The 25,420-nt window shown below is 38.6% G+C and carries 31 protein-coding genes and 2 pseudogenes; 12 read left to right on the top strand and 21 right to left on the bottom strand.

The genetic code is table 11. From position 1 onward, the window contains the following. The first annotated feature begins 33 nt into the window (after positions 1 to 33). Positions 34 to 1,491 carry a SulP family inorganic anion transporter gene (locus G6R08_RS16870; protein ID WP_240339759.1) on the top strand — a complete coding sequence of 486 codons (1,458 nt, stop codon included), beginning with the start codon at positions 34 to 36 and terminating at the stop codon, positions 1,489 to 1,491. A 64-nt stretch (positions 1,492 to 1,555) separates the two neighbouring features. Here the strand turns inward: G6R08_RS16870 and G6R08_RS16865 are convergent, their stop codons facing one another. Beyond that, complete coding sequence (locus tag G6R08_RS16865) at positions 1,556 to 1,834, bottom strand: hypothetical protein (RefSeq protein WP_163529530.1); 279 nt, start codon at positions 1,832 to 1,834, stop codon at positions 1,556 to 1,558. Between the two features lie 155 nt (positions 1,835 to 1,989). Here G6R08_RS16865 and G6R08_RS16860 point away from each other — a divergent pair, with 155 nt between their 5' ends. Together G6R08_RS16860 and G6R08_RS16855 are read left to right on the top strand one after the other, a co-directional pair. After that, complete coding sequence (locus tag G6R08_RS16860; protein ID WP_163529529.1) at positions 1,990 to 2,856, top strand: DMT family transporter; 867 nt, start codon at positions 1,990 to 1,992, stop codon at positions 2,854 to 2,856. 621 nt (positions 2,857 to 3,477) lie between these two features. Beyond that, positions 3,478 to 4,026 (top strand): P-II family nitrogen regulator, encoded by a 549-nt coding sequence (locus G6R08_RS16855; protein ID WP_240339758.1) that lies wholly within the window; start codon positions 3,478 to 3,480, stop codon positions 4,024 to 4,026. Between the two features lie 141 nt (positions 4,027 to 4,167). On the opposite strand, the gene G6R08_RS16850 is transcribed toward G6R08_RS16855, so the two are convergent. Then, positions 4,168 to 5,121: a calcium/sodium antiporter gene (locus G6R08_RS16850; protein WP_163531376.1), complete on the bottom strand. Its 954-nt coding sequence runs from the start codon at positions 5,119 to 5,121 to the stop codon at positions 4,168 to 4,170. 852 nt (positions 5,122 to 5,973) lie between these two features. Continuing rightward, the gene (locus G6R08_RS16845) at positions 5,974 to 6,807 is read right to left on the bottom strand and encodes an STAS domain-containing protein (protein ID WP_163529527.1); all 834 of its coding nucleotides are present in this window, start codon (positions 6,805 to 6,807) and stop codon (positions 5,974 to 5,976) included. A 104-nt stretch (positions 6,808 to 6,911) separates the two neighbouring features. On the opposite strand from G6R08_RS16845, the gene G6R08_RS16840 reads away from it, so the two are divergent. Then, the gene (locus tag G6R08_RS16840) at positions 6,912 to 7,097 is read left to right on the top strand and encodes a hypothetical protein (protein WP_163529525.1); all 186 of its coding nucleotides are present in this window, start codon (positions 6,912 to 6,914) and stop codon (positions 7,095 to 7,097) included. 286 nt (positions 7,098 to 7,383) lie between these two features. Then, positions 7,384 to 7,680, top strand: coding sequence for a hypothetical protein (locus G6R08_RS22390; RefSeq protein ID WP_338035442.1), 297 nt, complete (start codon positions 7,384 to 7,386; stop codon positions 7,678 to 7,680). Positions 7,681 to 7,876: 196 nt separating this feature from the next. Here the strand turns inward: G6R08_RS22390 and G6R08_RS16835 are convergent, their stop codons facing one another. The 5 genes from G6R08_RS16835 to G6R08_RS16815 all read right to left on the bottom strand — a co-directional run bounded on the left by G6R08_RS16835 (position 7,877) and on the right by G6R08_RS16815 (position 10,048). Beyond that, the gene (locus tag G6R08_RS16835) at positions 7,877 to 8,263 is read right to left on the bottom strand and encodes a pirin family protein (protein WP_163529523.1); all 387 of its coding nucleotides are present in this window, start codon (positions 8,261 to 8,263) and stop codon (positions 7,877 to 7,879) included. Then, positions 8,256 to 8,363 (bottom strand): hypothetical protein, encoded by a 108-nt coding sequence (locus tag G6R08_RS16830; protein WP_163529521.1) that lies wholly within the window; start codon positions 8,361 to 8,363, stop codon positions 8,256 to 8,258. The genes G6R08_RS16835 and G6R08_RS16830 overlap by 8 nt, the downstream gene beginning before the upstream one ends. A gap of 68 nt (positions 8,364 to 8,431) precedes the next feature. After that, positions 8,432 to 8,635, bottom strand: coding sequence for a hypothetical protein (locus tag G6R08_RS22520; protein ID WP_163529519.1), 204 nt, complete (start codon positions 8,633 to 8,635; stop codon positions 8,432 to 8,434). A gap of 162 nt (positions 8,636 to 8,797) precedes the next feature. Then, positions 8,798 to 8,986: a hypothetical protein gene (locus G6R08_RS16820; RefSeq protein ID WP_240339757.1), complete on the bottom strand. Its 189-nt coding sequence runs from the start codon at positions 8,984 to 8,986 to the stop codon at positions 8,798 to 8,800. Between the two features lie 195 nt (positions 8,987 to 9,181). Then, positions 9,182 to 10,048 carry a ComEC/Rec2 family competence protein gene (locus G6R08_RS16815; RefSeq protein WP_163529515.1) on the bottom strand — a complete coding sequence of 289 codons (867 nt, stop codon included), beginning with the start codon at positions 10,046 to 10,048 and terminating at the stop codon, positions 9,182 to 9,184. 168 nt (positions 10,049 to 10,216) lie between these two features. Here G6R08_RS16815 and G6R08_RS16810 point away from each other — a divergent pair, with 168 nt between their 5' ends. Next, positions 10,217 to 10,429: a DUF3006 domain-containing protein gene (locus G6R08_RS16810; RefSeq protein WP_163529513.1), complete on the top strand. Its 213-nt coding sequence runs from the start codon at positions 10,217 to 10,219 to the stop codon at positions 10,427 to 10,429. Between the two features lie 352 nt (positions 10,430 to 10,781). On the opposite strand, the gene G6R08_RS22165 is transcribed toward G6R08_RS16810, so the two are convergent. From G6R08_RS22165 to G6R08_RS16800, 3 genes and pseudogenes are all read right to left on the bottom strand, one after another. Further along, the gene (locus tag G6R08_RS22165; RefSeq protein WP_240339756.1) at positions 10,782 to 11,234 is read right to left on the bottom strand and encodes a hypothetical protein; all 453 of its coding nucleotides are present in this window, start codon (positions 11,232 to 11,234) and stop codon (positions 10,782 to 10,784) included. A 16-nt stretch (positions 11,235 to 11,250) separates the two neighbouring features. After that, positions 11,251 to 11,340, bottom strand: a pseudogene (locus G6R08_RS22515) (alpha/beta fold hydrolase); the annotation flags it as partial. Positions 11,341 to 11,570: 230 nt separating this feature from the next. Beyond that, positions 11,571 to 12,362, bottom strand: a pseudogene (locus G6R08_RS16800) (DUF2935 domain-containing protein). 526 nt (positions 12,363 to 12,888) lie between these two features. Between G6R08_RS16800 and G6R08_RS16795 the strand changes: the two are divergent. The 4 genes from G6R08_RS16795 (at position 12,889) to G6R08_RS16780 (ending at position 16,650) form a co-directional block, all read left to right on the top strand. Beyond that, positions 12,889 to 13,686, top strand: coding sequence for a helix-turn-helix domain-containing protein (locus G6R08_RS16795; protein WP_163529511.1), 798 nt, complete (start codon positions 12,889 to 12,891; stop codon positions 13,684 to 13,686). 107 nt (positions 13,687 to 13,793) lie between these two features. Then, on the top strand, positions 13,794 to 14,777 hold the full coding sequence (guaC, locus tag G6R08_RS16790) for a GMP reductase (RefSeq protein WP_163531375.1): 984 nt from the start codon (positions 13,794 to 13,796) through the stop codon (positions 14,775 to 14,777). Between the two features lie 118 nt (positions 14,778 to 14,895). After that, entirely contained in the window at positions 14,896 to 15,390 is a 495-nt protein-coding gene (locus tag G6R08_RS16785) for a L,D-transpeptidase family protein (RefSeq protein ID WP_163529509.1), read from the top strand. Between the two features lie 159 nt (positions 15,391 to 15,549). Next, positions 15,550 to 16,650 (top strand): DUF2515 domain-containing protein, encoded by a 1,101-nt coding sequence (locus G6R08_RS16780; RefSeq protein ID WP_163529507.1) that lies wholly within the window; start codon positions 15,550 to 15,552, stop codon positions 16,648 to 16,650. Positions 16,651 to 16,697: 47 nt separating this feature from the next. Here the strand turns inward: G6R08_RS16780 and G6R08_RS16775 are convergent, their stop codons facing one another. The 8 genes from G6R08_RS16775 to G6R08_RS16740 form a co-directional block, all read right to left on the bottom strand. Then, entirely contained in the window at positions 16,698 to 17,468 is a 771-nt protein-coding gene (locus G6R08_RS16775) for a DUF1129 family protein (RefSeq protein WP_163529505.1), read from the bottom strand. Then, the gene (locus G6R08_RS16770) at positions 17,465 to 17,797 is read right to left on the bottom strand and encodes a PadR family transcriptional regulator (protein ID WP_163529503.1); all 333 of its coding nucleotides are present in this window, start codon (positions 17,795 to 17,797) and stop codon (positions 17,465 to 17,467) included. Before G6R08_RS16770 ends, G6R08_RS16775 begins: the two co-directional genes overlap by 4 nt. A gap of 165 nt (positions 17,798 to 17,962) precedes the next feature. Next, positions 17,963 to 18,394 carry a hypothetical protein gene (locus G6R08_RS16765; protein ID WP_163529501.1) on the bottom strand — a complete coding sequence of 144 codons (432 nt, stop codon included), beginning with the start codon at positions 18,392 to 18,394 and terminating at the stop codon, positions 17,963 to 17,965. 612 nt (positions 18,395 to 19,006) lie between these two features. Beyond that, positions 19,007 to 19,624, bottom strand: a complete 618-nt coding sequence (locus G6R08_RS16760; RefSeq protein WP_163529499.1) for a YdbC family protein — start codon at positions 19,622 to 19,624, stop codon at positions 19,007 to 19,009. A gap of 28 nt (positions 19,625 to 19,652) precedes the next feature. Further along, positions 19,653 to 20,237, bottom strand: coding sequence for a histidine phosphatase family protein (locus G6R08_RS16755; RefSeq protein WP_163529497.1), 585 nt, complete (start codon positions 20,235 to 20,237; stop codon positions 19,653 to 19,655). A 43-nt stretch (positions 20,238 to 20,280) separates the two neighbouring features. Further along, positions 20,281 to 20,946: a reverse transcriptase-like protein gene (locus tag G6R08_RS16750; RefSeq protein WP_163529495.1), complete on the bottom strand. Its 666-nt coding sequence runs from the start codon at positions 20,944 to 20,946 to the stop codon at positions 20,281 to 20,283. Between the two features lie 157 nt (positions 20,947 to 21,103). Next, positions 21,104 to 22,339: an MFS transporter gene (locus G6R08_RS16745; protein WP_163529493.1), complete on the bottom strand. Its 1,236-nt coding sequence runs from the start codon at positions 22,337 to 22,339 to the stop codon at positions 21,104 to 21,106. Position 22,340: 1 nt separating this feature from the next. Next, positions 22,341 to 23,399, bottom strand: a complete 1,059-nt coding sequence (locus G6R08_RS16740) for an ArsR/SmtB family transcription factor (protein ID WP_163529491.1) — start codon at positions 23,397 to 23,399, stop codon at positions 22,341 to 22,343. Positions 23,400 to 23,676: 277 nt separating this feature from the next. Here G6R08_RS16740 and G6R08_RS16735 point away from each other — a divergent pair, with 277 nt between their 5' ends. Continuing rightward, entirely contained in the window at positions 23,677 to 24,279 is a 603-nt protein-coding gene (locus G6R08_RS16735) for a TetR/AcrR family transcriptional regulator (protein WP_163529489.1), read from the top strand. Between the two features lie 24 nt (positions 24,280 to 24,303). Beyond that, entirely contained in the window at positions 24,304 to 24,468 is a 165-nt protein-coding gene (locus tag G6R08_RS16730) for a hypothetical protein (RefSeq protein WP_163529487.1), read from the top strand. 57 nt (positions 24,469 to 24,525) lie between these two features. Here the strand turns inward: G6R08_RS16730 and G6R08_RS16725 are convergent, their stop codons facing one another. Then, the gene (locus G6R08_RS16725) at positions 24,526 to 24,864 is read right to left on the bottom strand and encodes an ASCH domain-containing protein (protein WP_163529485.1); all 339 of its coding nucleotides are present in this window, start codon (positions 24,862 to 24,864) and stop codon (positions 24,526 to 24,528) included. After that, complete coding sequence (locus tag G6R08_RS16720) at positions 24,854 to 25,414, bottom strand: GNAT family N-acetyltransferase (RefSeq protein WP_163529484.1); 561 nt, start codon at positions 25,412 to 25,414, stop codon at positions 24,854 to 24,856. The genes G6R08_RS16725 and G6R08_RS16720 overlap by 11 nt, the downstream gene beginning before the upstream one ends. Between the last annotated feature and the right edge of the window lie 6 nt (positions 25,415 to 25,420).

The raw sequence follows: 25,420 nt of genomic DNA, 5'->3' as shown, positions 1-25,420 counted from the left end.
ATCGTGTCAATTTTTATGGAAAGAGGTGTAGCATTGAACACTGCTACAATTAAACAACAATGGTTTGGAAACGTAAAAAACGATGTGCTCTCAGGCATGGTTGTCGCTATGGCGCTTATCCCTGAGGCAATCGCTTTCTCTATCATAGCTGGAGTCGACCCCATGGTAGGTTTGTACGCTTCCTTCTGTATCGCTGTCGTTATTGCTTTTATGGGCGGCCGTCCTGGGATGATTTCTGCCGCTACTGGGGCCATGGCTTTGCTTATGGTCACATTGGTCAAAGATCATGGACTGGAGTATCTTCTGGCCGCAACGATTTTAACAGGGATCATTCAATTTCTCTTAGGAGTATTGCGAATCGGTCAGTTTATGAAGTTTATCCCGAGGTCCGTTATGATTGGTTTTGTGAATGCCCTTGCGATTTTAATCTTCACAGCTCAGCTCCCGCATTTTGAAGGGGCTAATTTGGTAATGTATGCAATGGTAGCTGGTTCTCTGGCGATTATTTATATTCTCCCGAGATTTACAAAAGCTGTACCTGCCCCACTTATTGCGATTATCTTAATGACGATCATCACAGTTGCTGGAGGGTTATCTCTGAAAACAGTAGGAGACATGGGTGAGCTTTCGAGTACGCTGCCGATCTTTCTGATTCCAGATATTCCCTTAACATTTGAAACGCTGCAAATTATTTTTCCGATCTCTCTGGCTTTAGCATTCGTAGGTTTACTCGAGTCTTTACTCACATCGCAAATTGTTGATGACTTTACAGACACTGTGAGTGACAAGAACAAAGAGGCTCGCGGCCAGGGAATTGCTAATATTACCTCAGGGTTTTTCGGAGGCATGGCGGGCTGTGCCATGATTGGACAATCCGTTATTAACGTGTCCTCAGGCGGACGCGGGCGTTTATCAACGTTAGTTGCAGGAGTGTTCCTGATGCTCTTGATAATTTCGTTTAATGACTTGCTTGTCCAGATTCCAATGGCCGTTCTAGTCGGCGTTATGTTTATGGTATCGATCGGCACATTTGATTGGAGTTCTTTAACGAAATTTCATAAAAACCCAATCTCCGACTCTGTGGTTATGGTCGTGACCGTTATCGCGGTTGTATTGACCCACAATTTATCCATCGGTGTCTTAGCTGGTGTTATCTTAAGTGCCATCTTCTTCGTGGCCAAGATTTCCAAAGTGCATGTGGAGGAGAGTCTACAGGCTGAAACCATGACTTATTTCGTCAGCGGACAAGTTTTCTTCGCTTCTATTGAAAGTTTAATGACTCAAATCGACCCTCAAGCAGACGCGAAAGAAATCCACATTGATTTTACCAAAGCCCATGTGTGGGATGATTCTGCTGTCGCAGCCATAGATAAGCTGGTTACTAAGTTTGAAGAAAATGATAAATCTGTCCAAATCATCGGTCTCAACGAAGCTAGTTCGGACCTCGTCAATCGACTGGCTGCTTATCAAAATAAGGCAAAAGCCTCTTAGCCTATATGCAAAACGGCCTCACAGATTGACTGTGAGGCCGTTTTTTTTAGTAATTTAATCGTTATTATTTAACCTGCACACGCTTATATTCTTTCATCCACACATCCGGAGATCCTTTTACTTTGAATGGATAGACTCCTTTAATCGTGTGCAAATAAAAAAAACCATACGTCCCTGTTAAATTCCGATAAGATACATCGTGTACATCTTCTATCTTAAACTTGGCAGTTGGCGTGATAACGGCATCTTCATATAATTCGATGTAAGCTTCCTCTTCAACGAAATGCTGCTGGTTATGGTCAATAACTCTTTTAGTTGTAAACACAGGATGAGAACAAATCAATCGCCGTCTTCCTTTCCCTGTCCTATACTTTAGTATGTAGTTAACCTTCCCTCACTTTATCTTGTAGAAACACAATACTTTCTTTCTTCCCTTACTTATATTAGGATAGGAAAGGTGAATCTGGCCAATGATAGGACGTAATGGAGGAAGAATTTATGAGCGACCGTAACAAAGGAATTATTTTACTATTAATATCAGCGTTTGGTTTCTCCATGATGGCAGCACTCGTCAAGCTGTCTGGAGACGTGCCTACTGTACAGAAAACGTTTATGCGAAACATCGTTTCTGCGGTCATTGCATTTATCTTAGTCGTCTATAATAAGGAGAGGATCTTTGGTAAAAAGGAGAATCAAGGTCTGCTGCTTTCCCGATCAGCACTAGGTACCATTGGAATGGTCTTATTTTTTTATGCCATAGATCATATGGTATTGTCAGACGCTGAAATGCTTAACAAACTAAGTCCGTTTATTTTGATTATTTTTTCAGCGATTTTCCTTAAAGAAAAAGCACGTACGTATCAAATCGCCGCGATCCTGGTCGCATTTGTCGGTACATTATTTGTAATTAAACCACAATTCTCTGTGGAGGTCATCCCTTATATTATTGGAATATTATCGGCGGTATTTGCTGCTGGAGCGTATACGCTGCTCCGTGTACTTGGGAGCAAGGAACAATTTTATACAATTGTCTTCTACTTTGCCTTCTTCACGACGGTCTCCTTGCTGCCTTTTACCATTGCGTTTTATGAGCCGATGTCAACGAAGCAATGGATTTACCTGTTAGGTGCAGGAGCATTTGCTACGATCGGCCAGTTTGGCTTAACAATCGCCTATAAGTTTGCACCAGCACGAGAAATTTCAATCTTTTTCTACTCGACGGTCGTTTACACTGCCGTGATTAGTATCTTTTTATTTAATCAGGTGCCTGACTGGATGAGCTTTCTCGGCTACATTATTATTTTCGGAGCCTCCTTTTATATGTTTATAAAAAATAATAAAGAGACGAAGCCTGCCGCTTCCTAATGCATGCGACTAATACAAAAGTCTTGAAAAGTCTTTACTGCCCTGATTGCCCAACCCATAGCAAGATTTGCCATGAAAAAACTACACGCAAGCCAGGAAGGTAAGGTCAGTTTGAATAAATAGATCCACACAGCCGATTGGTTTTTCTAAAAAACCAGTCGGCTTTTTTACAATCAACATGCTTCCTGGAGCTTGTTCTGAAAACAGCCCGCCTACCACAAATAATACTTAATATCGTGCCCTGGCTCTTCATCAAGTTCCCTCTCTATTTCTAAACTTTATTGATTGAATAATCTTTTGTGATTTTTTACTTTCTACGATCTAGTCTACGGGGGTTTCATCTTCAATTCATTCTCCACCCAAAATAATACCACCATATTCCAATAAAGCTGCTCGTTACCCTATTTAACTGTATATCATTATTCATGGGAAAGATCTAAATCGCATCCTGGGGCTTGCGTTTAAGCTAAAGTCGAAAAAAGATAAAGGAGGAGTGAAGCGAAGTGTCGAGTAAAACTGAAACGACGGACCTGGAATTGGTTTGCGTTATCGCTAACACCGGACTTGGAAGTAAGATTATGAAATCAGCTAAAAAGTACGGGATCTCAGGAGGGACGGTGCTTGTTTGGAAGAGGTACAGTAAAAAGCCGTATCCTTGACATGTTGGGATTGAGCAGTGTAAAAAAAGAAATCATCTTAATGGGATCCAGTGAAACAACTGCGAATCATGCGCTTGAAAAGTTAAGTGAGAAATTTAAATTCAACAAGCCAAACCACGGCATAGCTTTTACTATCTCAATCAATCAAATTTTCGGTGCAAGAAGTTTTAAGAATGATCGTTCGAAGGAAAGTAGAGGTGCAGACAAAATGTATCACGCTATTACAGTAATTATCGAAAAAGGAAATGCAGAAGAGGTAATCGACGCAGCAACAGAAGCCGGCTCAAAAGGCGGCACAATCATTAATGCCAGAGGCTCTGGAATTCATGAAACGAGCAAAGTTTTTTCGATGGAAATTGAGCCTGAAAAGGAATTAGTACTGATTCTTTCTGAGCGGGACAGCACCGATGCGATTGTTTCCTCCATTAGAAAAAAGCTCAAGATAGATGACCCGGGTAACGGAATTATTTTCATTCAGGATATCAACAATACTTATGGCTTGTATCAGTGATTTAGTTACAGTTAATCATCCACTCTTTCAATAAAAATATCAAGCAGGTGACTAAACATTAATGGCTAGTCGACCGTATTTAAATAAATAATCGTCAGCAGAAAACCGGTCAGCCTATGAAGTGCTGACCGGTTATTTCGATTAATTCCTTAATATAATATAAACCAGATAAATAATGTACGCGACAACAAGCACCGATCCTTCTCTCTTTCCAATCTTGAAACTGGTCCTTGAGAAAATCAATAATAAAACAGTCAGTACAATCATAAGAATAACATCAATAAACACCTTATCATTCACTGCTAATGGTGAAATTGTAGCAGATGCACCGAGTACAAATAAAATATTGAAAATATTACTCCCCACAATATTCCCCAGCGCGATTTCGCTTTCTTTTTTCAGAGCTGCAGAAATAGATGTCACCAGTTCAGGAAGTGATGTTCCTATCGCAATAATCGTCAACCCTACCAATGTTTCACTCATACCAAGGGAATAAGCAATTTCCGTACCATTATTTACTACCAGATTCCCCCCAAATATAATTGCCGCCAGACCTAAAATAGTAATCAAAATATTTTTACCCCAGGTAATGTCTTCAGAGGCCGGTTCATCCCCTGTTTCTCTCCGGCTTTTTAGGCCAATCTCAATGACATAATACATAAAAATGGATAAAAACAATAAAAAGATGAATCCTTCACTGCGTGTAAGCATATTGCTGTCAAGGCCCTGCAATGCAATATCACTCATAAGAATGAGCAGAGCAACACTTGCAAGTAATGTAAATGGGATTTCTTTTTTGATGGTTTCATTTTCGACTTTCAACGGAAATAAAAAAGCAGCAGCCCCTACAACAAGGGTAATGTTAAAAATATTACTTCCAATTACGTTACCCAGTGAGACATCCGCACTTCCTTCTAATGCTGCAATAATACTGACAGTCGCCTCAGGCGAACTTGTTCCAAATGCCACAATCGTTAACCCGATCAAAATGGGCGGAACCCTGAGAAGTCTTGCAATATTGGAAGACCCATCAACAAAAAGGTCAGCCCCTTTGATCAATAACGCAAATCCAACAATTAATAAAACATAAGCCATCATCTGTGCTCCTTCTTCAAATAGTATCTTTTTATTATTTTCTTACAGCCACTACTCAGACGCAAATTTTTTATACCGGATGGATTTTTTGCGATTGGACTTGTGAAAAAGTGTTAATGGCTCGCAAATGTAAAAATTCAAATTAACCCCTATTCCTTATTCCATTATATTGCTCTTATGTTCGGTACGGACGCCGATACTTATTCAGGAGCGCGTCCTTTTTTTATAAACAAAGAGCTTTTATCAGCTGATGGCCTTAAACAAAAAAGAGGTTACCTTTTTATAGCCCTCCTTTTAAAAAAGAGGTAAGAACTATTATATGTTCAGCTGAAAGCTTGTTCAACAAAATAACTTCCCAGTCCTTTCTTGAATTTAAGTATTTAAGTTCCCATATGAAACCCACCAGCAGCCTCAAAAGGTGTTTTATTCAGTCTCAAATTATTAGGTTTTCTTTCATTTCAATCAATAAAAAGACTGGTTTTTGAAATAATAAACGTGAGGGGAGTGAAAATCATGGCTCAAGGAAACAAAAAGCTTTCAAATAAAAACGCACAGCAACATGATAGGAAAGAAGAAAAACAACCTAGAAAACGTCAGCCATAAAGGTTTGATCTAGAACTATAGGTAAAAAAGGTTTTTCGGACTGTCGAGAAAGTCTCGACAGTCCGAAAAACTTTTTATTCACTGTATAGATAATAGGAATACGTAGGGACGGTTCTTCCGTTGGGCTACACCCTTCACACGCTTGAAGAGGGAGACTTCTTTGGGAAAAAACGTTAAAACGATGTTTAACTTTTGCACCTGTTATCCTTGTGTGTCTTAAAAAAAAAGGGGGGGGGAGGCCATTTTTATCTAATGATGCTGGATGGGGAAATGTTCACTTAACGCTTTCTGCAAGGTACCTAAGGTTTCGGTATGGTAATTGAACTTGATACACGTATTTGTCATCTCTTTGACTATTTCTTTCCTTAAACCAGTGATGACCGTTTTGCAACCCATCATAGCTATGCCGTCTATACACTTCATTAATTCAATGATAATTTCATTATCCATCGTTGCGATTCCGGATAAATCCAAGATTAATGTTTCTATCCCCAAATCAGAAACCTTTGTTAAAACTTTATCTTTAAGGATTGCTACACGACTGGAATCCATTGAACCTACTAGAGGAAGAATGCAAATGGAGGGATCGATAGGAATAATAGGTACGGAAAGAGTTTCGACCAACTCTCGTTGAGCATTGATCAATGAGTCCTTATATGTGGAATAACTAATGAAGAAAGTATTCAAAAATTCATCCACCCGATTATTGATATCTGTTTCCAGCTGAAAAAAATCGGCCAATTCCTTATTTTCGTTCCATTTATAGTATTTTTCAATAAATCCCCACAACGTTCTACGTATAGCATGGACCCATTCTAATTTGAATGACAAAGCGATGGAGTGGGTAGCCCAGGCAATCCCCTCTTGTTCGGCGAACTTCTTCAATGATTCATCTTCACCATTAATGACATAAACAACTAAGATATGGGCATTGTGAACAAGGTCGATGTTACCCACTCTCAGGATTTCATCAATCTTATCTTTGACATTCACCGCTTCGTATAAAAGGGTTTGTTCAAAGATTTGACTATTTTTCTCGAAAAATTCTTTGAGTTGATCTGAATAGTTATAAGTCAGTTCCATATGAATCGCCCCATTCTCATTCTCATTTTTTAAATTATACCATAATAGATGTTGAACAATGAATGAACCTACTGATGTTTTTAACTGTAGGGAGGAACAGTTTTGTGGACCGGATCAATAAAGTCCCCCTGGCCTTCCAACGTGCTGATACGTATGATTTCTCTACGATAGGATCCACTTCAATCGTCATTCTTACATCATCAAAAAACGCACATCCATCCGTAATGATTCCCTTTAATGCTTCTGAACCTTTTCTATCATCCGAATATTTCCCATCAGTTCTTTCCTGATGAACCATGCAATCAGAAGATGTTATTTCATCAAGTAAAGAAACATTTTCATTCCAAGCCTATACCCATAATTCATAAATCTGCTTCCCATCATAAATCTTCAAATCAAACTACCTCCCTTGCCTAATTTTATGTTGTATCGTTCAGTTCGATAAGGTTTCGTTCTTTTTCCTTTTTTTAGCAATAAGGCACAACCCTTGTTACTTCAGTATTGCGCCCTATGTTTAAGACTTGAATTCAAAATATGTGAATTTATTCTTTCTTTTGTGTACTGTCAAGAACATTTTTGATTAGCCCTTTCGTCATTGTTGTGTATTTAGGGAGATTTCCTAAGTCAATATTAAAAAAAGTATGTTGGATAATCGTTTGGTCTCTGGTTTACCAAGCCGTTGAAACAATAGCTTATTATAACCAAAGTATTACCCATCATTACGGATGGTCACTTACTTGGTCTTTTATTTTCAACCTAATAACATTCTCTATATTACCTATTCATCAATGGAAGCCTTGGGTAGCGTGGCTTTTAGCTGCATTAAGCGTTACACTATTATTTATAATATTTGATCCTCCCATTCCAAAATAAAACTTCTCAATCTGGTCCATTTAAATAGACGCGTTATTCGATAAACGCGCCCGCGGAACATGCATAAATTTGTTATGAACACGAACAGGACAACACTCAAAGCACCGGTAGATCCCTTTCGTATTTCTCCTAACATAAATCAGTGAGGCAATTGATAATGGGGTCATGAAGTAACCCCACTAGGTTAATTAATACCTTATTTTTTTATCCCACTAAAGTTACCCGCAAAGGTCATTTCTGCATTTAAGTTAACAAGAAATAGGACAAGTGTTGTATCTTCCAATAAAGTAACAGTTGAAACTTCATCTTTCTCTCCCGTTATTGCATCACCTTTTTCTAATGAATGCCCTTCAACTTCAGCATTGCCATCCATGATATATAACCACGGTGTCATACCATCGGCTTTTGGCAAATTGAGCACATCCCCTTTATTGCCATGGACATCATATACTGCTACCTCTTGTCTAACGATAAGTGGTGCTTTCATTTCCTTGGGTTCGGCAACTAGATTCCACTCGCCACTTTCCTTGACCTGAACATTGGAAAACTGAACTTCAGGCTCAAATTCTGCCTTTTCAGTCATGGAAAAAGGTTTTTCCTGCTCCCATCATCATGTGTTTGACTGGAGAAACCATCACTTCCTGTCCCGTTGAATCTTTATGAAGCATTTCTCCTTTCCACATATAACTTAAAATCTCCTCATTCTGGTATTACTTGGTTTTCCTAACAGGACTTATTACTCTGTTTTACATTATTTCTCCGTATGATCAGCTTCAATTTCCGCACTCAACTCGGGGTATTGTTTTTCAAAGGATTTTACTATCTTCGTGGTTTTACGAAAAACGTACTTTTTCACTTCACCATAAGGGATCCAGTTTTTTTGCCTCTCTTTCAATTGTGAAAAACGTTTGTTTGTCTGAAGAAGCTTCCCATTTACCTTTATATGATTTTTCATCAAGAACCGTCCTTTAAATCTTACTTTGAAGTTTTTCTTCTTAGTTGCAATTGTCTCACTTTACTAGCAGAAGAAAAAACCTCTTCACTTATTGCCGATTTGCACCCTTTTACGGAATATTTTTTCTGCAATTAGCTGGTATAACCGAATTTAAAGTCATCATTATCTAAATTTTTCTGGATTTTCTATTCTTATTGAAGCAACTTCCCCGCAATTCAAACAAAAAGTATAGATTTTATTAGATCCGCTCAAAGAGGTCTTTTTAGGTTTAATTGGCATAAAATCTATTGCTTCTTCAAATTCATTTCCATTGCAATTCGGACAGTGTTTTTCAGTGTTCAAGTTATCCACTCCTTTTTTCTCAAATGGCTTTTTCTATATTACTGAACAAAAATCCTGCTTATTTCACAATATAACCTTTATATGTGAAATTGACGCTTATCCTTATTAGGGAAAAGCGCCCCTATCGTATTCATAAATAAAGAGCATAATTCTTACTTGCCATTTAATATAGAATATAAAATTGCGTTGTTGGCTGACCACCTATCACCAAGGTTGTTTGTTAACTAACCAGCCACTGCCAGAAGTCGTAAAGACAACTGTTCCATTTACATCTGTACGATAAATGCTATCCACATGATTTTTGAGTCGATTAATAACGGTTGACTCAGGATGGCCGTATGAATTGCCTACACCGACTGAAATGACGGCTACTGAAGGATCCACTGCATCCAAAAATGCTTTCGATGAAGACGAATCACTACCGTGGTGACCAACTTTTAAGATATCCGCATTCAAGTTCTGTCCCGTGTTAATCATATCTATTTCTGCTGTTTCTTCTGCATCTCCTGTAAATAGGAAAGAAGTGGACCCATACTCTACTTTAATGACAGTTGACCAATTATTAGTATCTGAGTAATCGTCTTCATAAACTGGAGCGACCATGTATACCTTTAAGTTCTTACCGTCGACCCTTTGATTGACCAAAGCCACTCCTGCTTGCGCTTCATATAGCGAAACACCTCTGTCATCCATAGCATTAAGGACGTCTTCATAGGTTTGAGATGTGTAAGTTTTATCTGGCATGTACACCTTCTCCACGCTTATTGAATAAATAACATCATCTAACCCCCCAATATGGTCGGCGTGAGGATGTGTACCAACAACATATTCTAGATGAGAAACACCTTCCTGTTGAATATAGTTGACAACGGTGTCCCCTTCATAGTTGTCACCAGCATCAATAAGTAAGTTCTCCCCATTCGGTAGTTCAATTAAAGAGGCATCGCCTTGACCGACATCAATAAAATGCACCTGAAGATTAGAAGCAGCGTAAGCCTCTTGCATTGGAAAAAAGAATCCCAAAACTAAAAATAAGGCCAATAAAAATTTTCCTTGACAATTCAGTTTCATTTGAACGTCCTCCTTTTTATATTGTTCACTACACTAGTAAAGTTACTATTTGTTTGTGAGCTTTCAAAGACAGGAATGTTAAAATAATTATAAGGTTTTAAGTTATAACATTTACTTTGTTTTGCTATGCTTGTTTCGAGGAGATATAAAGGAGGGTCCTTTGTTACCATGAACAAATTGATTATTTTAGAACGGATAGAAGATGATTTGGCTACAATTGAATACGATAAGAAGACATTTCAGGTACCTCTAGCGTTAATTCCAGAGAATGTCGTGGAAGGCGATGTCCTTGATTTTACAATTAGATCAGATAAAAAAAGGACAAAAGAGAGAAAAGCTGAGTTAAATTCACTTAAAGAGAAGTTAAAAAGAAACAAGTAATGTTTGCAAACTTGGCTCCTAGAATCTGCACCCATTTCAGATAACAAAGCAAAAAACCAGAAACAGAATCTCTAATTTCAGGCTGTCGAGAAAGTCTCGGCAGCCTTGTTTCATTCTGTATTGTCGAGACTGTGTCATTTCGGAAGTAAAATTGTTAAAAAACGACAGTATGGGGGTTTACGTGTCTATTTTTAAACAGCTTTATTATCGATCCTCAAGCGTAAAATATTAAAAAATAAGGGATGCTACTTATTATAATGACTAATATGTACCATTTCTCTTACTTTTGTTTCACAATAGCGCACTATTGTTTATAACATTTATGTTGATTTTAAACTCGATATCCACTCGATTATTTCATCTGATACTTTTTTTGGTGAGTCCCAATGCAAATTGTGCTTTGTGTTATTAGCCCTACAACTTTAATTCTTTCAATCCCTTTTTTTATCGTTGACAAAAGACTAAAACTATTTGCTTTTAAAGTAAATTTACCATTTCGCTTGATAAAGTTTGAGGTTATTATTTGGTCAAGCTGGTCGTCCCATTTTCTTGTTTTATATGTTTTATATGTTTTATATGTTTTATAAGTGTCAACAACATCTTCCCAAGAAGAATAAACACCAGATTCAATATATTCCTCCCAAGCAGTAAGCGCCTTCTCTTTCGTCATTCCTTCTTCATGCTCAGGAAACACGTAACCCCCGTCGATTAATATTAGACCTTCTACCTTTTCCTGATATTTTTTTGCGTAATTTAGTGCTATATTCTGCTCCCCAAGAATGTCCCAGCATATAAATTGGTCCATTGTCTATCTGTTTAACTACTTGGTCAATCCCCTTAACCAAAGCAGAAAAGATATAATCTTCTTCCTGGTTTAAAGACGGTGTTTTCCCGTGACCGGGACAATCCAAAAAAATAAGTTGAAAATCAACTTTTAGATAATCAACAAGATTACGAAAGGAATTCGAATCACATTTAGATTAAATGTTTCCCCTAACTACAATTACTTCTGCTTTCCTTTTTAAAATTCCTGCTTATTCCACAATATGGTCCATTCATGCAAAAAAAGCGCAAATCCTTTATTTACGGAAATGCGCCCGTTCTTAAAAAAGCAAGATACTTCTATTAGCTTAATAACCTACTATTTATCTGAAGTAAGGCTTTCGTCAAACATATCAATAATGTGCAAGAATCTGTCAGCTTCACGGAATACATGGTCTGCTAGAAGTGGGTGAATATTACTTTTAATTTTACATTCCTCTATTAATTCACTTGCGGTTTTCTTGAACTCACGTAAAGAGGCTACTGAAACACGGTTTTGATCTAAAAATTGGTCTAAAAGTGGTACTGTTTCTGATTGAGGTCGCATTGAGTCCATATCTATGGCTTGAAATACTAGTTGATCAAAATCATGACTGAATTCCCGAGCTTGATCAACTAATTTCCTTTCAGAAGGATCGAGAAGGTGACCTATGAACTTAGAGTGGTCTGCCATTATTCTTAGAAAGAAAACATTCTCTTTTATAATAGTTTCAGGCAGCGGTTGCAACTTCCCTTCATTTAAATCCTTTAATCGTTTAGCAAAGTATGCTGCTTCACGGCTTGTGTGATCAAGTAATAACGGATAGTTGTTGGATCTAACCTCACAACGTAATGATAAACCTAGAACCTTCCGTTTATATGCCCATATGGAAGTAGCGGCTTGATACACTTGAATATTGAAATTTGCGATTCGTTGGGGTTCGGAATTTTAGGAAAAGCTACTTAATTCTTGTTCAATTCGTTCAAATAAATCAATAAATTGCTGTGCTTCTTGGATTAACTTTGTATCATTAAAGTTAAATCCGAGACTTAAAAATAAAGCATGCTCTTTCATAATCCTGGACCAGAAACGAATTTCATCCAGTGAGCGTGAAACAAACGCATTAGCCATATATTCACCCCTAGTTAGTTTCAATAGTTAAATTATATTCGACTAACGCAAACTGTATGTGAAGTTAATTATTCTTTGAAATTTCGTCTGTATGTTTAACACAGTTATTCCAGAATCTTGCCCGATTGCGGAGCAACTATATTGTCAATCAACAGTTGGATCATCCACAACCTAAAAAATTCCGGCAGACTATAAAAACTTGAACTTGTTCGAAAATGTAACAACTCCATCCTATCTGTAAAGCGAATTTCCAAACATCTTTCCCTATCCTTTGACACCTAATCTGACACCCTAGATGACACGGTACCAACCTGCGAAAAACACTGCTATATAAGGACTTATAGGGCAAAAATATGCTCGGAAACATAGAGTAAACAATGATGATAAAAAGATTTGAAGTAAATACAGACAACTACAACCACCATAAATCCCAAAGATTTTTTAAAAAAATGACCGATCACGACACCTACTACTACACCTGTTTCGATTATAGATATAAGAACAGTCGAAATGAGGAATTCCAGAAATGAATATAGCAGAAATCCGCAGCCTTCAATCTTTCCCCAGTAAAAAAGAACTTGACCTCCGTGTACGGGCCTTCCTGTTTCATCACAAACAATCGTTATCAGAAGGAACTCTTACTATTTTAAAATATATATGGCGTCATTCAGTTAAGTTTCCTGGGGTATCTTTTGCAAAAGTGGAAACCATTCAGAAAAAAACAAATAAAAGCCGCAGTACAGTGATACGAGCAATTAATTGTTTGGAAAAGAATGGCCTGCTCAAGCGAGTACCCACCCTAAGGACGAACGGAAAACGCGGCGTTAATATCCTCGTGTTTCAGGCAGAAGGAATTGAGGAATTACCGGAAGTAGAAACGAAAACTGCAGCCCCTTCTTCAGTAAACAATTCTCACGATACACCCTCAAACGAACAAGCAGCTCCTGAAGAAATACCCGCAGAAGAGGAAATCAAACAGTGCCCGCCAGTCATAGATGCTGATTACCTTCCCTCTTACATACCTGAATCCTTCCTTACCGTTACCCGACCTTTTTTAACTCCAAACGATATTTTATCAGCCTGGAAAAGTGCTCAACACGCCTATCAAAAAGTAAACCTTACGCAGCCTATCGAATGGTACATCGAACAGATCAATCGTACATTTAAGCGGGCAGTGTTCGCACAGCGCCAAGGCACCATTAAGAAAACATTCCTCGGCTATTTTTACGGAGGTCTCAAAGAGGCGTTTATTCAAATTGTGAGAAAAGAAGTCATGGCCGATTCATCAACCCTTTATTACAACTGGCTGGACGATGCGCAGTAATTTTTAACTCATAGCTTTGACATTTTAACTTGTATCGTGTAAATTAACTAATGTACGAACAATTTTTATCCAAAACAATAAAACATTCGTTTTTAGGGGTGTGAATGATGGAAAATGTGTTTGATTACGAAGATATTCAATTAATTCCTGCAAAATGTGTGGTAAATAGCCGATCTGAATGTGATCCATCAGTAAGCTTTGGCGGATATACATTTAAATTACCTGTCGTGCCAGCCAATATGCAAACGATCATCGATGAGGAAGTCGCTCTGTCTTTAGCGGAAGGCGGCTACTTCTATGTGATGCACCGTTTTGAACCAGAAAAACGTCTTGCTTTTATTAAAGATATGCAATCACGAGGCTTAATCGCTTCAATCAGTGTCGGCGTCAAGCGAGAAGAATACGAATTCATCCAGCAGCTGGCAGCCGAACACATCACTCCTGAATTTATAACGATTGATATTGCCCACGGTCATTCCAATGCCGTAATCGAGATGATTCAATATATTAAAGCACAACTCCCTCAATCCTTTGTAATTGCCGGCAATGTCGGGACTCCAGAAGCAGTAAGAGAATTGGAACATGCGGGAGCAGATGCAACGAAAGTCGGCATCGGACCTGGAAAGGTATGTATTACGAAGATTAAAACTGGATTCGGAACAGGCGGCTGGCAATTAGCAGCGTTACGCTGGTGTGCAAAAGCGGCCAGCAAACCGATTATTGCAGATGGCGGCATTCGTACACATGGAGATATTGCGAAATCGATTCGATTTGGCGCTTCCATAGTCATGATCGGATCCTTGTTTGCGGGCCACGAGGAATCTCCAGGTGAAACTACTGAAAAAGAGGGGAAGCTGTACAAAGAATATTTCGGCTCTGCCTCTGAATTTCAAAAAGGTGAAAAGAAAAATGTTGAAGGTAAAAAAATGTATGTAGAGCACAAAGGTTCCTTAAAAGATACACTGGAAGAAATGGAACAAGATCTACAGTCGGCTATTTCATACGCTGGAGGAAGCAAACTTGAGGCGATTCGAAATGTCGATTATGTCGTTGTGAAAAATTCCATTTTTAATGGGGACAAAGTTTATTAGTCGACAATGGGGCAAGCTATTTACAGCTGCCCCTTTTTTATAGTTGAAATAACCATTAACTCTCGTGTAACACTTCTCATAATCTACATTATCGGTACATTCTATGGAGGTGTTACTATTGATTCACACAGTTAAACCAGGTGAAACACTCACTCAGATATCAAGAGATTATCGGACACCGCTCGCAATGATTATAAACACCAATCCTTCCATCAACCCAAACCTCATTTATCCTGGGCAACCCCTCGTAATACCAGGATTTCCACCAATTGAAACGATTCCTTATCAAATTGACGTTTCGCTAACGAATCGTCAGCTTAAGTTATTCAGAAATGGTGTACTGCAAAAACAGTATCCCATAGCAGTGGGGAGAATGTTACACGGCACTCCAACCGGCCATTACATTATCATCAACAAAGCTCCCAATCCAGGCGGGCCATTCGGAACCATGTGGATGAGTTTATCCAAACAGCATTACGGCATTCACGGAACCAATGATCCAAGCTCAATTGGCAACGCTGTATCTCTCGGGTGTATCCGTATGTACAATCGAGATGTGGAGGAACTGGCTAGTATCATCCCGATTGGTACCCCTGTTTTTATACATCCATAATCACAGTTTGTGTTCCGATTCCATTGTCTGTATAAGTGAAAATAGAGACGTGAATACTAACATTACAATTATTTTCCATGAGGCATATCAGGTGAATAAATACAACACTGTTGGGAGGAGGAGAAGATTATCTTTAATAGGACACGGAAGCAGAGGAAGATGGTAACGAATCAATTGAAAAAAACCATTAAAAAGCCCGGATCTATTAAACACCATGAGCTCACAATTGAGGAAGAAGAATTGATCCAAAAGATCCGTACCGCTACTCGTAAACACAACCGAAATAATGTTACCCGTACTCAGGCCTACTTCGATTTTTATCAAAAGCATCCCGAAATTCATTGGGCGCTTTTAGCTCACATGGTTTCACGCAATGCCGGCTGGAATATGACAGACCTTAAAGGTGAATATTTACCTTTTCTGCTATCCAGAAAAGAACAAACTGACTTTTTTTCCTTTCTGGAACGAGGCAACTGGCTGATTTTTCAAGATGCTTACCCACAGTTATTGCTGTATGAAGAAAGTAAAAAACGCGGCCTCCCTCTCTTTCATCTGCTGTCTTTCATGGAAATATCTACATTCATGGAACCTTTTTGGTGTCAATTCTGGGAAGAGTCTACAAAAGAAGTGCTGACTGTTGCATTGATTATTAATGAACAGCAATACATTGAGGAACGAGTCGTTCAACATAAACAGTATCGAGAAACCGTACTGGATTCGATCCTGTTTAAGCTGCAAGATGTGTTCGAATTTAACCATATCTTATTCCCTTACACGCCAACTCAAAAGAAAACTGCGTTAGCAGGAGGTGCCGTTCATCATTTCTCTTCGGTTAATGAACGCATCACCCTCGGCAAAGGGTTATACGCTTTATTATTCTCGGCACAAAGCCGTCTGAAGCATACGGTCCACTGGGCAGAAGCAAATCCCCATACGGGATCACGCTGTGACTTTTGGCCGCATCTGTTTCATCCTATAAAAGAAACAGCCCCTGACGAGAAGCACGAGTTAACAAGCAATCCTTGTTCGCTAAAGCCGATATCGCCTAAGATTTACAGTCCTCCGCTAACGAGCGTGTGGGAGGATTTCGAGCAAGAAGCGGTCATCCCTGGTGACTGGTTTACGAATAAGAAAATGCTTCATTTTGTAAAAAAGCCGGTAAAGATGTTGAAAGGAAATATTCAGAAGACCTACTGCAAGGCCATTAAAGAGCTGGAAAGTGCCGCTTCTACTAAAGCACTTTTTCATAAAAGAAACTAATTTGCCACTCAGAAATGTGCTCCTCATAATCTGACCCTGCAGATGACCTAAGCGAACGTGTCGTTCCTTTTCTGAAGCCGATTCTCTTTCTTATAAACATAGAAAACGTAGCTGCCTATTCCCGCAAACATAAGCAGGCTGGACAGAACGAGCTGTGTACTCTCCTGAAGATTTGTTTCACCCAGCAGAAGGTCTGGCCCAAAGGTGAAAAGCGGTACAATGATTAAAATCCATGTCTTGCTCCACAAAGACATTCCTATAAAAACAGCCACCGCAATAACAGCAGTTAAAATATTGGCAGCATCACTAAACTGAATGGTTGGGGTCTTATAAGCTTCATTTAACATGATTAAACATAATAATAAAAGGAGCGGCACTATACCGAGAATGCCAAGTAAGGTCCATTGTTTTATTTTGCCCGGTTGAGAGCTGGCAAGATTGCGAAACACACCTACAATCAGTCCGACAAATAAACAAAAAATAATCGGATAACCAACTGCCTGCATGACAGATAGCTCGACTCCTCCATTAATGACATCGCCAAGCAGAATGTAGGATAGTGCACCCACTAATAGGAAAATTCCATATTTAACAATTGATTTGCTATCAATGCGCATTTCTCCACCCAGCTGTTCCATATATTCCTTAGGTGACTGCCCCACAATATCCTGGACACTTTTACCTTGCTTTTCGGCCTCTGATAAATGATCACCGAGTTCATTCACAATATCTTCGATGTCCTCTTCATTTTTTCCGCTGGAGACTAAATACAACCTTAAGTTTTCCAGAAACTCACGACTCTGATTTGATAATGTCAACCCTGATCCTCCTCCCTTAACAAACGATCCACGCTTGATGAAATAAGCTCCCATCTTTGAACAAACTCATTTAGTTCCTCTGCTCCCTTGTCCGTCAGCTTATAATACTTTCGTTTCGGGCCTCCAGAAGGGAGTTTCTTCTGTGAAGTAATAACCAATCCTTCCTTTTTCATTCGAAGCAAAAGAGGATAAATGCTGCCCTCTTTAACCATCGAGAAACCATATTGATTCAGCTTCTCACTCATTTCATAACCGTAAATCTCCCCTTTGCTTATTATCGATAACAAACAACCTTCAAGGATCCCCTTTAAAATCTGACTAGAAGACAATCTAATCTCTCTCCTTACGATCACCCAACTATATTGTTATGCAATATAGTTGATCAAAAAAATAAACTACATTGTAATGCAATATAGTTACAGTTTAATGAACTGCTGTGCTTTTAGCAAGCCTTTATTTTAAAAAGGGCACTATACCCAAATAATCTCTAATAATTACGGATGATATCCCAGCATTCCAAAAAACAGAAGCAGTAAAAGATAAACAACCGTAACAGGAATCATACTTACGTAGGTCAAAAACGTCTGTTTTCCATTTTTACTATGAGTAATACGTTTATAGTATGAATACACAAGAAAGACTAGCAGCGGAAGAAAATAAAACGCCAGAAAACCATCAACGAAATCCGATCGTTTTTCCCAAAAGGAAAATAAGGCCTCTACATCCGATTTATCTCTAAAATCATACTCATTGTTTGAAGCATACTGTATTCGATCGCTCATAATCTTGCTATATCCCCTGGAGAAGTAAAAAATAACCACACCATAGTACATAAATAGGGTTAGCTTTAACCATCCGTTCACATACTTATCACTCAACAATAAAATAAGCAGGAAAACGATAAAAACGTAAATAACTCCTTCCATCGAGTCCCCTCCTCAACTTTTCACCTGACCTTTCTATACGCATATGCTGTCCTTTCTTCATAAATGACGAGCCAAAAGTGAAATGAGGGGAAGACAGATTCTTTGAAAGGATTAAGTTGGGAAGAGAAGGTTTGCGCAAACTAATGGTGCCTGAACGAAGAAGACTCCCTTGAACTAGAAAAACTAAGAATAGTCACGATCGTGATATGATTTTGATCTACTGCGTGCAGAAGGGATCCCAAGCAAAACACGAATGACCCCGATAAGGACAAAGGTAATAAAGATTCCTAGAGCCAGCCCCATTCTTACACCCCGATTCATTGAGATTTTGAAAGAGCATATCTTTGAACTCAAAGCGCAAAGCACAGATAACTAATCATTTTCTTCCTTCTTCCCATCATAATCGTAACCCGATTTTCCCCAATAATAGAGAAACATAGCAGAAGATATAATTCCTAATAACGCGATTACCAAGTTGATGTTCATCACTCCCCTCCGGATGAATCGATTTATCGTAAGTAAAATTATACCAATAATCAGAATAATGAACAAACATCTTTGCCTTTAATAAGCCTTCCTCTATGTCCAAATTCATGGTTAAGCCAAGTTCTGCTAGATAATCAACCAATCCTCTTCTAACTCTAGTAAGGTTTCTGCGATTTCAAGGGATTCTTTGCTGCTATTTGGTTGCCTCCTTAACAAGGAAAAGGTATGATCCACGTGTTTCTGATAGGAGTCCCTGCTTCTCCCAAAGGAAGCCAAGAGGCACTTATTTTCCTTATCTTTACTGGAAACACTTGCGAACACATCCTGGTATGAAAGCCCCTCTTCTAATTTTTCTTGCATTTCTTCAACATGACCAGTCATAGTTATAGGAACTGTATACGTTGCCACCCTCGCAAATGTTGCACGCTTTAAAGAATCTATAATGTCGGCGCCGGATAAAGTCACTGTTTTTGAAAAGATTTCTACTGAAATATTTCTGTATGTATTAGCTTGACGAATCGTTTCGAAAATCTTATCATGATCATTCTCCATAAAAGCACGGTAAGATTTGAAATCCTTCCAAAATGAAAGGATCCCAGCTTTCGATGACATTTGCGAATCCCATCCTCCTATTTGCCCTAGAAACCCTTTGATGTAAGACAATGATTTCCATCGTGATTGAGCATATGAAAATTCTTCTTTTTTAGATTCTGGCACGTTACAAACAATCCACTTGATTATCATGGCATCCCCCTTGAAGCTCGTGAGCAGACTATTCTCCACTTTTCTTGTCGCTTAAAAAGAATGTCGTACAACTCCAGTGTGTTTTGGATTGTTTTGTATAACTATTCCACCCCATTCTTCGTAACTCCTTTCCAATAAACAGGTTGAAAAAGCCGTGACCCACTAAAACAACAGAATTGTGTTCTTTTGCAAAGCTGATTAAATGATGAGCTGCCTCTTCAGCCCTCACCTTCACTTTTCGTAATGACTCACATTGTTTAGAGTAACCAGCAAACCACAAGCACCTTGTGATCACCGTCCAGATTGCGGGAGTGAATTTTACACCTGGTAAGCTTGCGGAAATAGTCGGCAATGCGATTTCCATGTATATAGAATCCGAAATAACGTTACTGTAAGAATGTAATAGTTTAGCAGATTCGATTGACCTGATAAGGTGACTCGTCACCACGATATTCGCTTCTTTCACCTTTTCAATAGTATAGGCGGGATAAATCTCTTCTTCCGCCACCCCGCTATCATCATATTTTTCAATCCAGCGCTTATATTCCATGCAGGTTATTCGTGTGTTATCTATATGTTTAGATTTGCCGTGTCTTATTAATGAAATTTCCATCTCAAGCTCCCCATTAGCTATAATAAGATCTTTTAATCCACTATTACTTATCGGATGCGGTCTCAATTGTACTCGTTATTTCAATTTCCTTTAATGCCTGTGTGGCTAACCGATCCGCTTCCCGGTTTTTCTTTCTGGAGACCAATTCATATTCTGGTTGAATCCGTAATTGACTAAGTTTCGCTTCAATTCGATCCGCCCATTTGGACAATTCTTCTTCCAAACACGGCCACTCCCCATTTAATTGATTGATGACCACTTGAGAGTCCCCAACTAATCTAACAGGAAGATCATGGACTTGCATGTGTTCTAATTCCCGCAACCCAAGATGAAGGGCCGCATATTCCGCTTCGTTGTTCGTATTAAGTTCCTGCACTAAAGCATTTCTTCGAAGCCGTAGTGATTTTCCATTCTGCTCATAATATATCGCACAGCCTAAGCCAGACTTTCTTGTATCAAGGTCAAAGCCGCCGTCAAAATAAATCGTAATATTGTGGGGTTCTGTTTCGATTTCCTTCATAAATTCTTTCAACTCTTTTAAAGTCCATGAGTTTTCCATGCTGTCGATAAAGGTTAAGTTTTTGCCGCGCTCCGTACGTTCCAGATCCTCAGCAAGTAATATCCCTTTACCAGCGTTCATTTCCTCGGAGCTGAATGTGGCGTTTGTTCCTTTTGGTGTTTTATAGGTGAATTCGATTCTCACTTTCATTAATGGACCTCCTTACATAGTACCAGTTTTCGCTCATCGGCTTTTTTTAACTAAGACCATTGTGCCCATTCAATCACTATTTTATTTCATGAGACGCAGGGAGATTTAAGACGAGCTTAAAGGATTTTGGAGTATATGGAACACAATTTAAAAATGGTCAAGAACAGTCCTTTCCTAACGAGGGATGTAAATAAATCAATGAAGCAGCCATTGATATAATACCGCCTATAAATATCGTCGAGGATGTTCCAATATATTCAGCTAGAACCCCGGAAAGAAAAGCTGAAGCTGGCATTAGGATCCATGTCATAAATCGGCTTGAAGCCTGGACTCTTCCCAATAAGTCCCCAGGGGTCAAATTCTGACGTATCGTTACAATGCAAGGACTCATAATAGAAGCTGCGACCGTGCCAATCGCATTCATGATAACCAACCATATATATGTATCTGAAATACTGAACAATATGATGGAGAAGCCGCCAACTATGCCAGCTACAAATAATATAGTTCTGTAAGTGAATATTTTTCTCAAAATATTTGAAGCTAAGGACCCTCCTATAGCACCTATACCTCCCGCAGACAGCAGCCACCCTATTTCAGCTGCATTCAAACTGATCGTGGATTTGAGGTGAACGATTAACATGGTCAGAAACAGAGTTGTTCCAAAAATGGAGAATAGCATGGCCAAATTCGTATAAAAAATAGGCTTCTGTTTCAAAACGAACATAAAACCTTCTTGTATGTTAGAGAAAAACTTCTTATTACCATTAGATACGCTGCCATCTTGATCGATTTTCAAGCTTAACAGAATGATAAAACCAATGAGAAAACTGATACCATTCAAGAGTAAAGCAAGACCCGGGTTATAAAGACTGATGAGTAGGCCGCCTAAAGCGGGTGCCACAAACACAGCCAAATTAAAAACTCCGGTATTAATGGAGTTCACTAGTTGTAAATCTCTTTTTTGGACCAAGCGAGGAATGGAAGCAAACTGGGATGTATTATAAATCTGACTTACTATCCCCACAAGCAAGGATGCTACATAGATTTCCCAAATAAGTAATAAGTTCATTATATACAAAACACCTACAGCACAAACAATCATAAACCTGCCAAACTCACACGATAGAAGAATCAGTTTACGATCAAATCGGTCGGCCAGTACACCAATAAAAGGCTGAGTTAGAATAGGAAGACGTTCCAGAGCTGCAACGATACCCATACTCAATGGAGATCCCGTTATCGATAACACAATTAAAGGAATAGCAATCATATAGATTTGATTCCCAAAAAAAGAAATCAAATTTCCACCTATGAATCTAAACACTTGTCCATTTTTCTTAAACTCAGGAGGTTCCTTTTTTGCATACCATGGTACGGTAGACTTCTCCATATTAATCCCCCCTGTATTCCCTCCCTAAAAATTGTTCAAGTTCCTTAGGTAATGACATTAATACCTGATCTTTAACGCAATACTTTGATTTTTCCACAGCTACCAACCTTGCTGATTTTAATATCTTTAAGTGATGATGGACGGTTGTCTTGCCCATTAGCAATTCGTTTGTTAACTCCTGCAACGACAGCTCACGGTCACCTAGAATCTTGATAATTCTTAACCTAACCTCATCACCTAAAGCCTTATACCTTTGCACGAGCATTTGATTCGGAACATATTTGTCAGAAGGGTGAATGCTTTCATTGGCTATTGGATAGTAAAATACTTTTACTCCCTCAAGATCTGACTCAACATTCCAAGGCCTGTAAATATAGTGAGGAATGAGAAGGACTTTATAAACACTCGGTTCCGGTCGATAAGAAACCCCATTCGTCACCCATTCCACAAACTGTTCAGGATTGAAATTTACTCCTGCTTTCTTCTTAACTTCTAAATCTCTTTTTAAATACTCATGAAGGGTGTCTTCTTCTGGCGTAATAACCGCATGATACCACCCTGACATCACTTCTATAAGATGTCTTTTCAATGTAGCTGATTTTGTGTTGCAAATAAATTCAATGTAGGCAGGAAAAAAGGTATTTTTTTGTGTATCAGCTTTTAATGTTTCAATCGCCTTTTCTTCCCCAACTGATGCTTTATACCTTAAGTTCTGTTTATCACTTCCTAAAAACGGAATAGCAATAAATCTTAAATCCTCGTCGGATAACGTGTTTATGAACGTGGTAAAAGAAGAAAGGGTCGTGAAATCTTTCTCATGCAATAGTTGGAGCAACGTTTTCCATGTATTATTCATTTGAACATAATCAAGGTGGTCTCTCATCTCTTGAGACAGCGAATCTTTTATCCCTTTCCAATAATCATCTGGTTGATCCAATGTTTGAATCAGTGATTGATTTGTAATGGCTGCTATCCCAAGTGCGCACTCCCATAACAATGATTGCTTCAGCTCTACTTGATATGTTTCTCTTTCCTTTGTACTTGTAGAAAATGTTTCCATGTTATCACCTCTGCTTTTATTCTATATATATAGAACGTAAGATTCAATAATTATGGAACTTTTTTATAAACAAAAGCGAAATTTCCTGTAATTGAAGGAACGTACTCGTCAAACTGCTTCAGAGGCATAAAAATTAATCCACTATTAAGGCGGATTACTCGCTTTATTTACGTGTGAAATTTTCCAAAAAATAGTTGATTTTTTCACCAGTACTCATTATAATACTACTAAGTAATATAACAGAATTATTCGAATATGATTGAATGGAGCATGCATCATGGGGACGCGAGGGAGAAAAAAGGGATCAGTCGGAGTGGAAAGCAAAGAATGCTTGTTATCGATTGCGGCAGAAGAATTCGCTGAGAAAGGCTATTACAAAACCACAATCAGTACCATCGTAAAACGAGCTGGTTTTACTCAGCCCACTTTTTACTTATATTTCACAAGTAAAGAGCATATTTATAGTGAGCTAGTCCAATCTTTTCAGGAAAAATTGGAGCAACTCACCGCAGACAGTCGGTTAGAACCAGAACTGGAGACGGGTTCCCTTCCAGAACGAATCACCAGCAGTCTATCTTCCATTCTACAATTTTTCGCAGATCACCCGCATTTGACGAAAATCGGTTTCTACGAATCAGAAGAATCCACAAACATCAAGGCAGCAATGGTGGATCAGATTCGCGAAAATTTGATTTTCGAGCAACAAAACAACTATTTTTCCAGCCAATTGAAAATGGAGTTAATTGCACAGGTGTTAGTAGGTGCGATCGAGCGACTCACCATTACGAAACTATTTTCCAATGAAACGACAGCTGTTGGTTTAGCCAAGGAGATCGTTGACTTTTTCCTATATGGAATGGTGCCAAGGGAAACAAAATAAGGAATCTAGGGGATATGTGAACAAATGGAATCTTTGAAAAAAGAACGATCGGGGCAGCTCGATCACGAGTGGGTACAGTTGTTGACGATAGCCAAAGCACTTGGTTTTTCGAAGAAAGAAATTGAGCATTTTATCACTTCTCATAAAAAGGATAAGAAGGCTGAAAAACCAATCAACGAGTTAAGTTGATTGGTTCGTGTGTGGAAGCCCGGATGGATGTTTTGATTTCGGGTTTCCGCGAATTTCTTACTGTTCAATTCTTATGGCTAGTGCTCCCCATTGCTTTTCCTGTGCCCGTGTGTAAATTTCATATGTACCATTTACCATGCTCTCCAAAGTCGATCCTTTATTTCCAAAGTCTTCAAAGGGGATGTCTTCATACAACTGTTTAAATGTTTCATACTTGTTTAACCCTACAACGTTGACTCTAATCGTTTCATTTTTCTCAGGTATCTTCATGAACTCAATAACATCCCCCATATTGACTTTTCTTCTCTTCTCATCAAATAACCTTACCTCAACAGTTTTTGTTCCTTCTCTTATCAGTTTAAAATATTCGCTATATAACCCCATTCTATGTATCATTTCTGTCTCCTTTTCTCCATTCCTTTGCAAGAATACTGTACAAAGCTAAATCATGAAAATGATCATACAAATATTCCCCTTCCCTTATAACTGCTTCTTGCCTTAAACCAATTCTTTCGGGAATAGCGCGACTTTTCATATTTTCAACCCCACATTCTATTTCCACACGATTGAGATTATACTCTGCAAAAGCACAGGTTATTAGTGCCTTCACAACGTTTGTAACGATTCCGAGCCCCTGATATTTTTCTGATAACCAGTACCCAATACTCGCTTTTCTGTTTGCCCAATCAATGCTGTTAAAGCCAGCAACTCCTGCTAATTTGCCTTTATAAATTATTCCTGCCTGAAGTCCCTCCTGAGAGGCAAATTGTTTCAACCACAGTTCAATAACGGGCTCATATTCCTTTTCACGTTGCATGTCATCTACCCACGGCAGCCACTCTCTCAAGTAATCTCTTGATTCTTCCACCAGAGAAAATAATTCTTTTGTATCTCTTTTTTCAAGTAATTTAAGTGATAGCTCTTCCTTTATTTGCATCGTAAACATAAAAAT

The organism is Halobacillus ihumii (assembly GCF_902726645.1).
GTDB classification, from domain to species: domain Bacteria; phylum Bacillota; class Bacilli; order Bacillales; family Halobacillaceae; genus Halobacillus_A; species Halobacillus_A ihumii.
Note: the sequence above shows the minus strand (reverse complement) of the source record. Positions and strands in the feature narration are given on the sequence as shown.

What these genes read in the sequence shown, in the direction of transcription:
- G6R08_RS16835 (WP_163529523.1), bottom strand. Translation starts at nt 8,263, where the DNA reads ATGACTGAAAAGGCAGAATTTGAGCCTGAAGTTCAGTTTTCCAATGTT.
- G6R08_RS16745 (WP_163529493.1), bottom strand. Translation starts at nt 22,339, where the DNA reads ATGGAGAAGTCTACCGTACCATGGTATGCAAAAAAGGAACCTCCTGAG.
- G6R08_RS16740 (WP_163529491.1), bottom strand. Translation starts at nt 23,399, where the DNA reads ATGGAAACATTTTCTACAAGTACAAAGGAAAGAGAAACATATCAAGTA.
- guaC (WP_163531375.1), top strand. Translation starts at nt 13,794, where the DNA reads ATGGAAAATGTGTTTGATTACGAAGATATTCAATTAATTCCTGCAAAA.
- G6R08_RS16725 (WP_163529485.1), bottom strand. Translation starts at nt 24,864, where the DNA reads ATGATACATAGAATGGGGTTATATAGCGAATATTTTAAACTGATAAGA.
- G6R08_RS16830 (WP_163529521.1), bottom strand. Translation starts at nt 8,363, where the DNA reads ATGTGGAAAGGAGAAATGCTTCATAAAGATTCAACGGGACAGGAAGTG.
- G6R08_RS16750 (WP_163529495.1), bottom strand. Translation starts at nt 20,946, where the DNA reads ATGAAAGTGAGAATCGAATTCACCTATAAAACACCAAAAGGAACAAAC.
- G6R08_RS16860 (WP_163529529.1), top strand. Translation starts at nt 1,990, where the DNA reads ATGAGCGACCGTAACAAAGGAATTATTTTACTATTAATATCAGCGTTT.
- G6R08_RS16765 (WP_163529501.1), bottom strand. Translation starts at nt 18,394, where the DNA reads ATGGAAGGAGTTATTTACGTTTTTATCGTTTTCCTGCTTATTTTATTG.
- G6R08_RS16735 (WP_163529489.1), top strand. Translation starts at nt 23,677, where the DNA reads ATGGGGACGCGAGGGAGAAAAAAGGGATCAGTCGGAGTGGAAAGCAAA.
- G6R08_RS22165 (WP_240339756.1), bottom strand. Translation starts at nt 11,234, where the DNA reads ATGGACCAATTTATATGCTGGGACATTCTTGGGGAGCAGAATATAGCA.
- G6R08_RS16755 (WP_163529497.1), bottom strand. Translation starts at nt 20,237, where the DNA reads ATGGAAATTTCATTAATAAGACACGGCAAATCTAAACATATAGATAAC.
- G6R08_RS16720 (WP_163529484.1), bottom strand. Translation starts at nt 25,414, where the DNA reads ATGTTTACGATGCAAATAAAGGAAGAGCTATCACTTAAATTACTTGAA.
- G6R08_RS16760 (WP_163529499.1), bottom strand. Translation starts at nt 19,624, where the DNA reads ATGATAATCAAGTGGATTGTTTGTAACGTGCCAGAATCTAAAAAAGAA.
- G6R08_RS16795 (WP_163529511.1), top strand. Translation starts at nt 12,889, where the DNA reads ATGAATATAGCAGAAATCCGCAGCCTTCAATCTTTCCCCAGTAAAAAA.
- G6R08_RS16815 (WP_163529515.1), bottom strand. Translation starts at nt 10,048, where the DNA reads ATGAAACTGAATTGTCAAGGAAAATTTTTATTGGCCTTATTTTTAGTT.
- G6R08_RS16850 (WP_163531376.1), bottom strand. Translation starts at nt 5,121, where the DNA reads ATGGCTTATGTTTTATTAATTGTTGGATTTGCGTTATTGATCAAAGGG.
- G6R08_RS16730 (WP_163529487.1), top strand. Translation starts at nt 24,304, where the DNA reads ATGGAATCTTTGAAAAAAGAACGATCGGGGCAGCTCGATCACGAGTGG.
- G6R08_RS16780 (WP_163529507.1), top strand. Translation starts at nt 15,550, where the DNA reads ATGGTAACGAATCAATTGAAAAAAACCATTAAAAAGCCCGGATCTATT.
- G6R08_RS16810 (WP_163529513.1), top strand. Translation starts at nt 10,217, where the DNA reads ATGAACAAATTGATTATTTTAGAACGGATAGAAGATGATTTGGCTACA.
- G6R08_RS16845 (WP_163529527.1), bottom strand. Translation starts at nt 6,807, where the DNA reads ATGGAACTGACTTATAACTATTCAGATCAACTCAAAGAATTTTTCGAG.
- G6R08_RS22520 (WP_163529519.1), bottom strand. Translation starts at nt 8,635, where the DNA reads ATGAAAAATCATATAAAGGTAAATGGGAAGCTTCTTCAGACAAACAAA.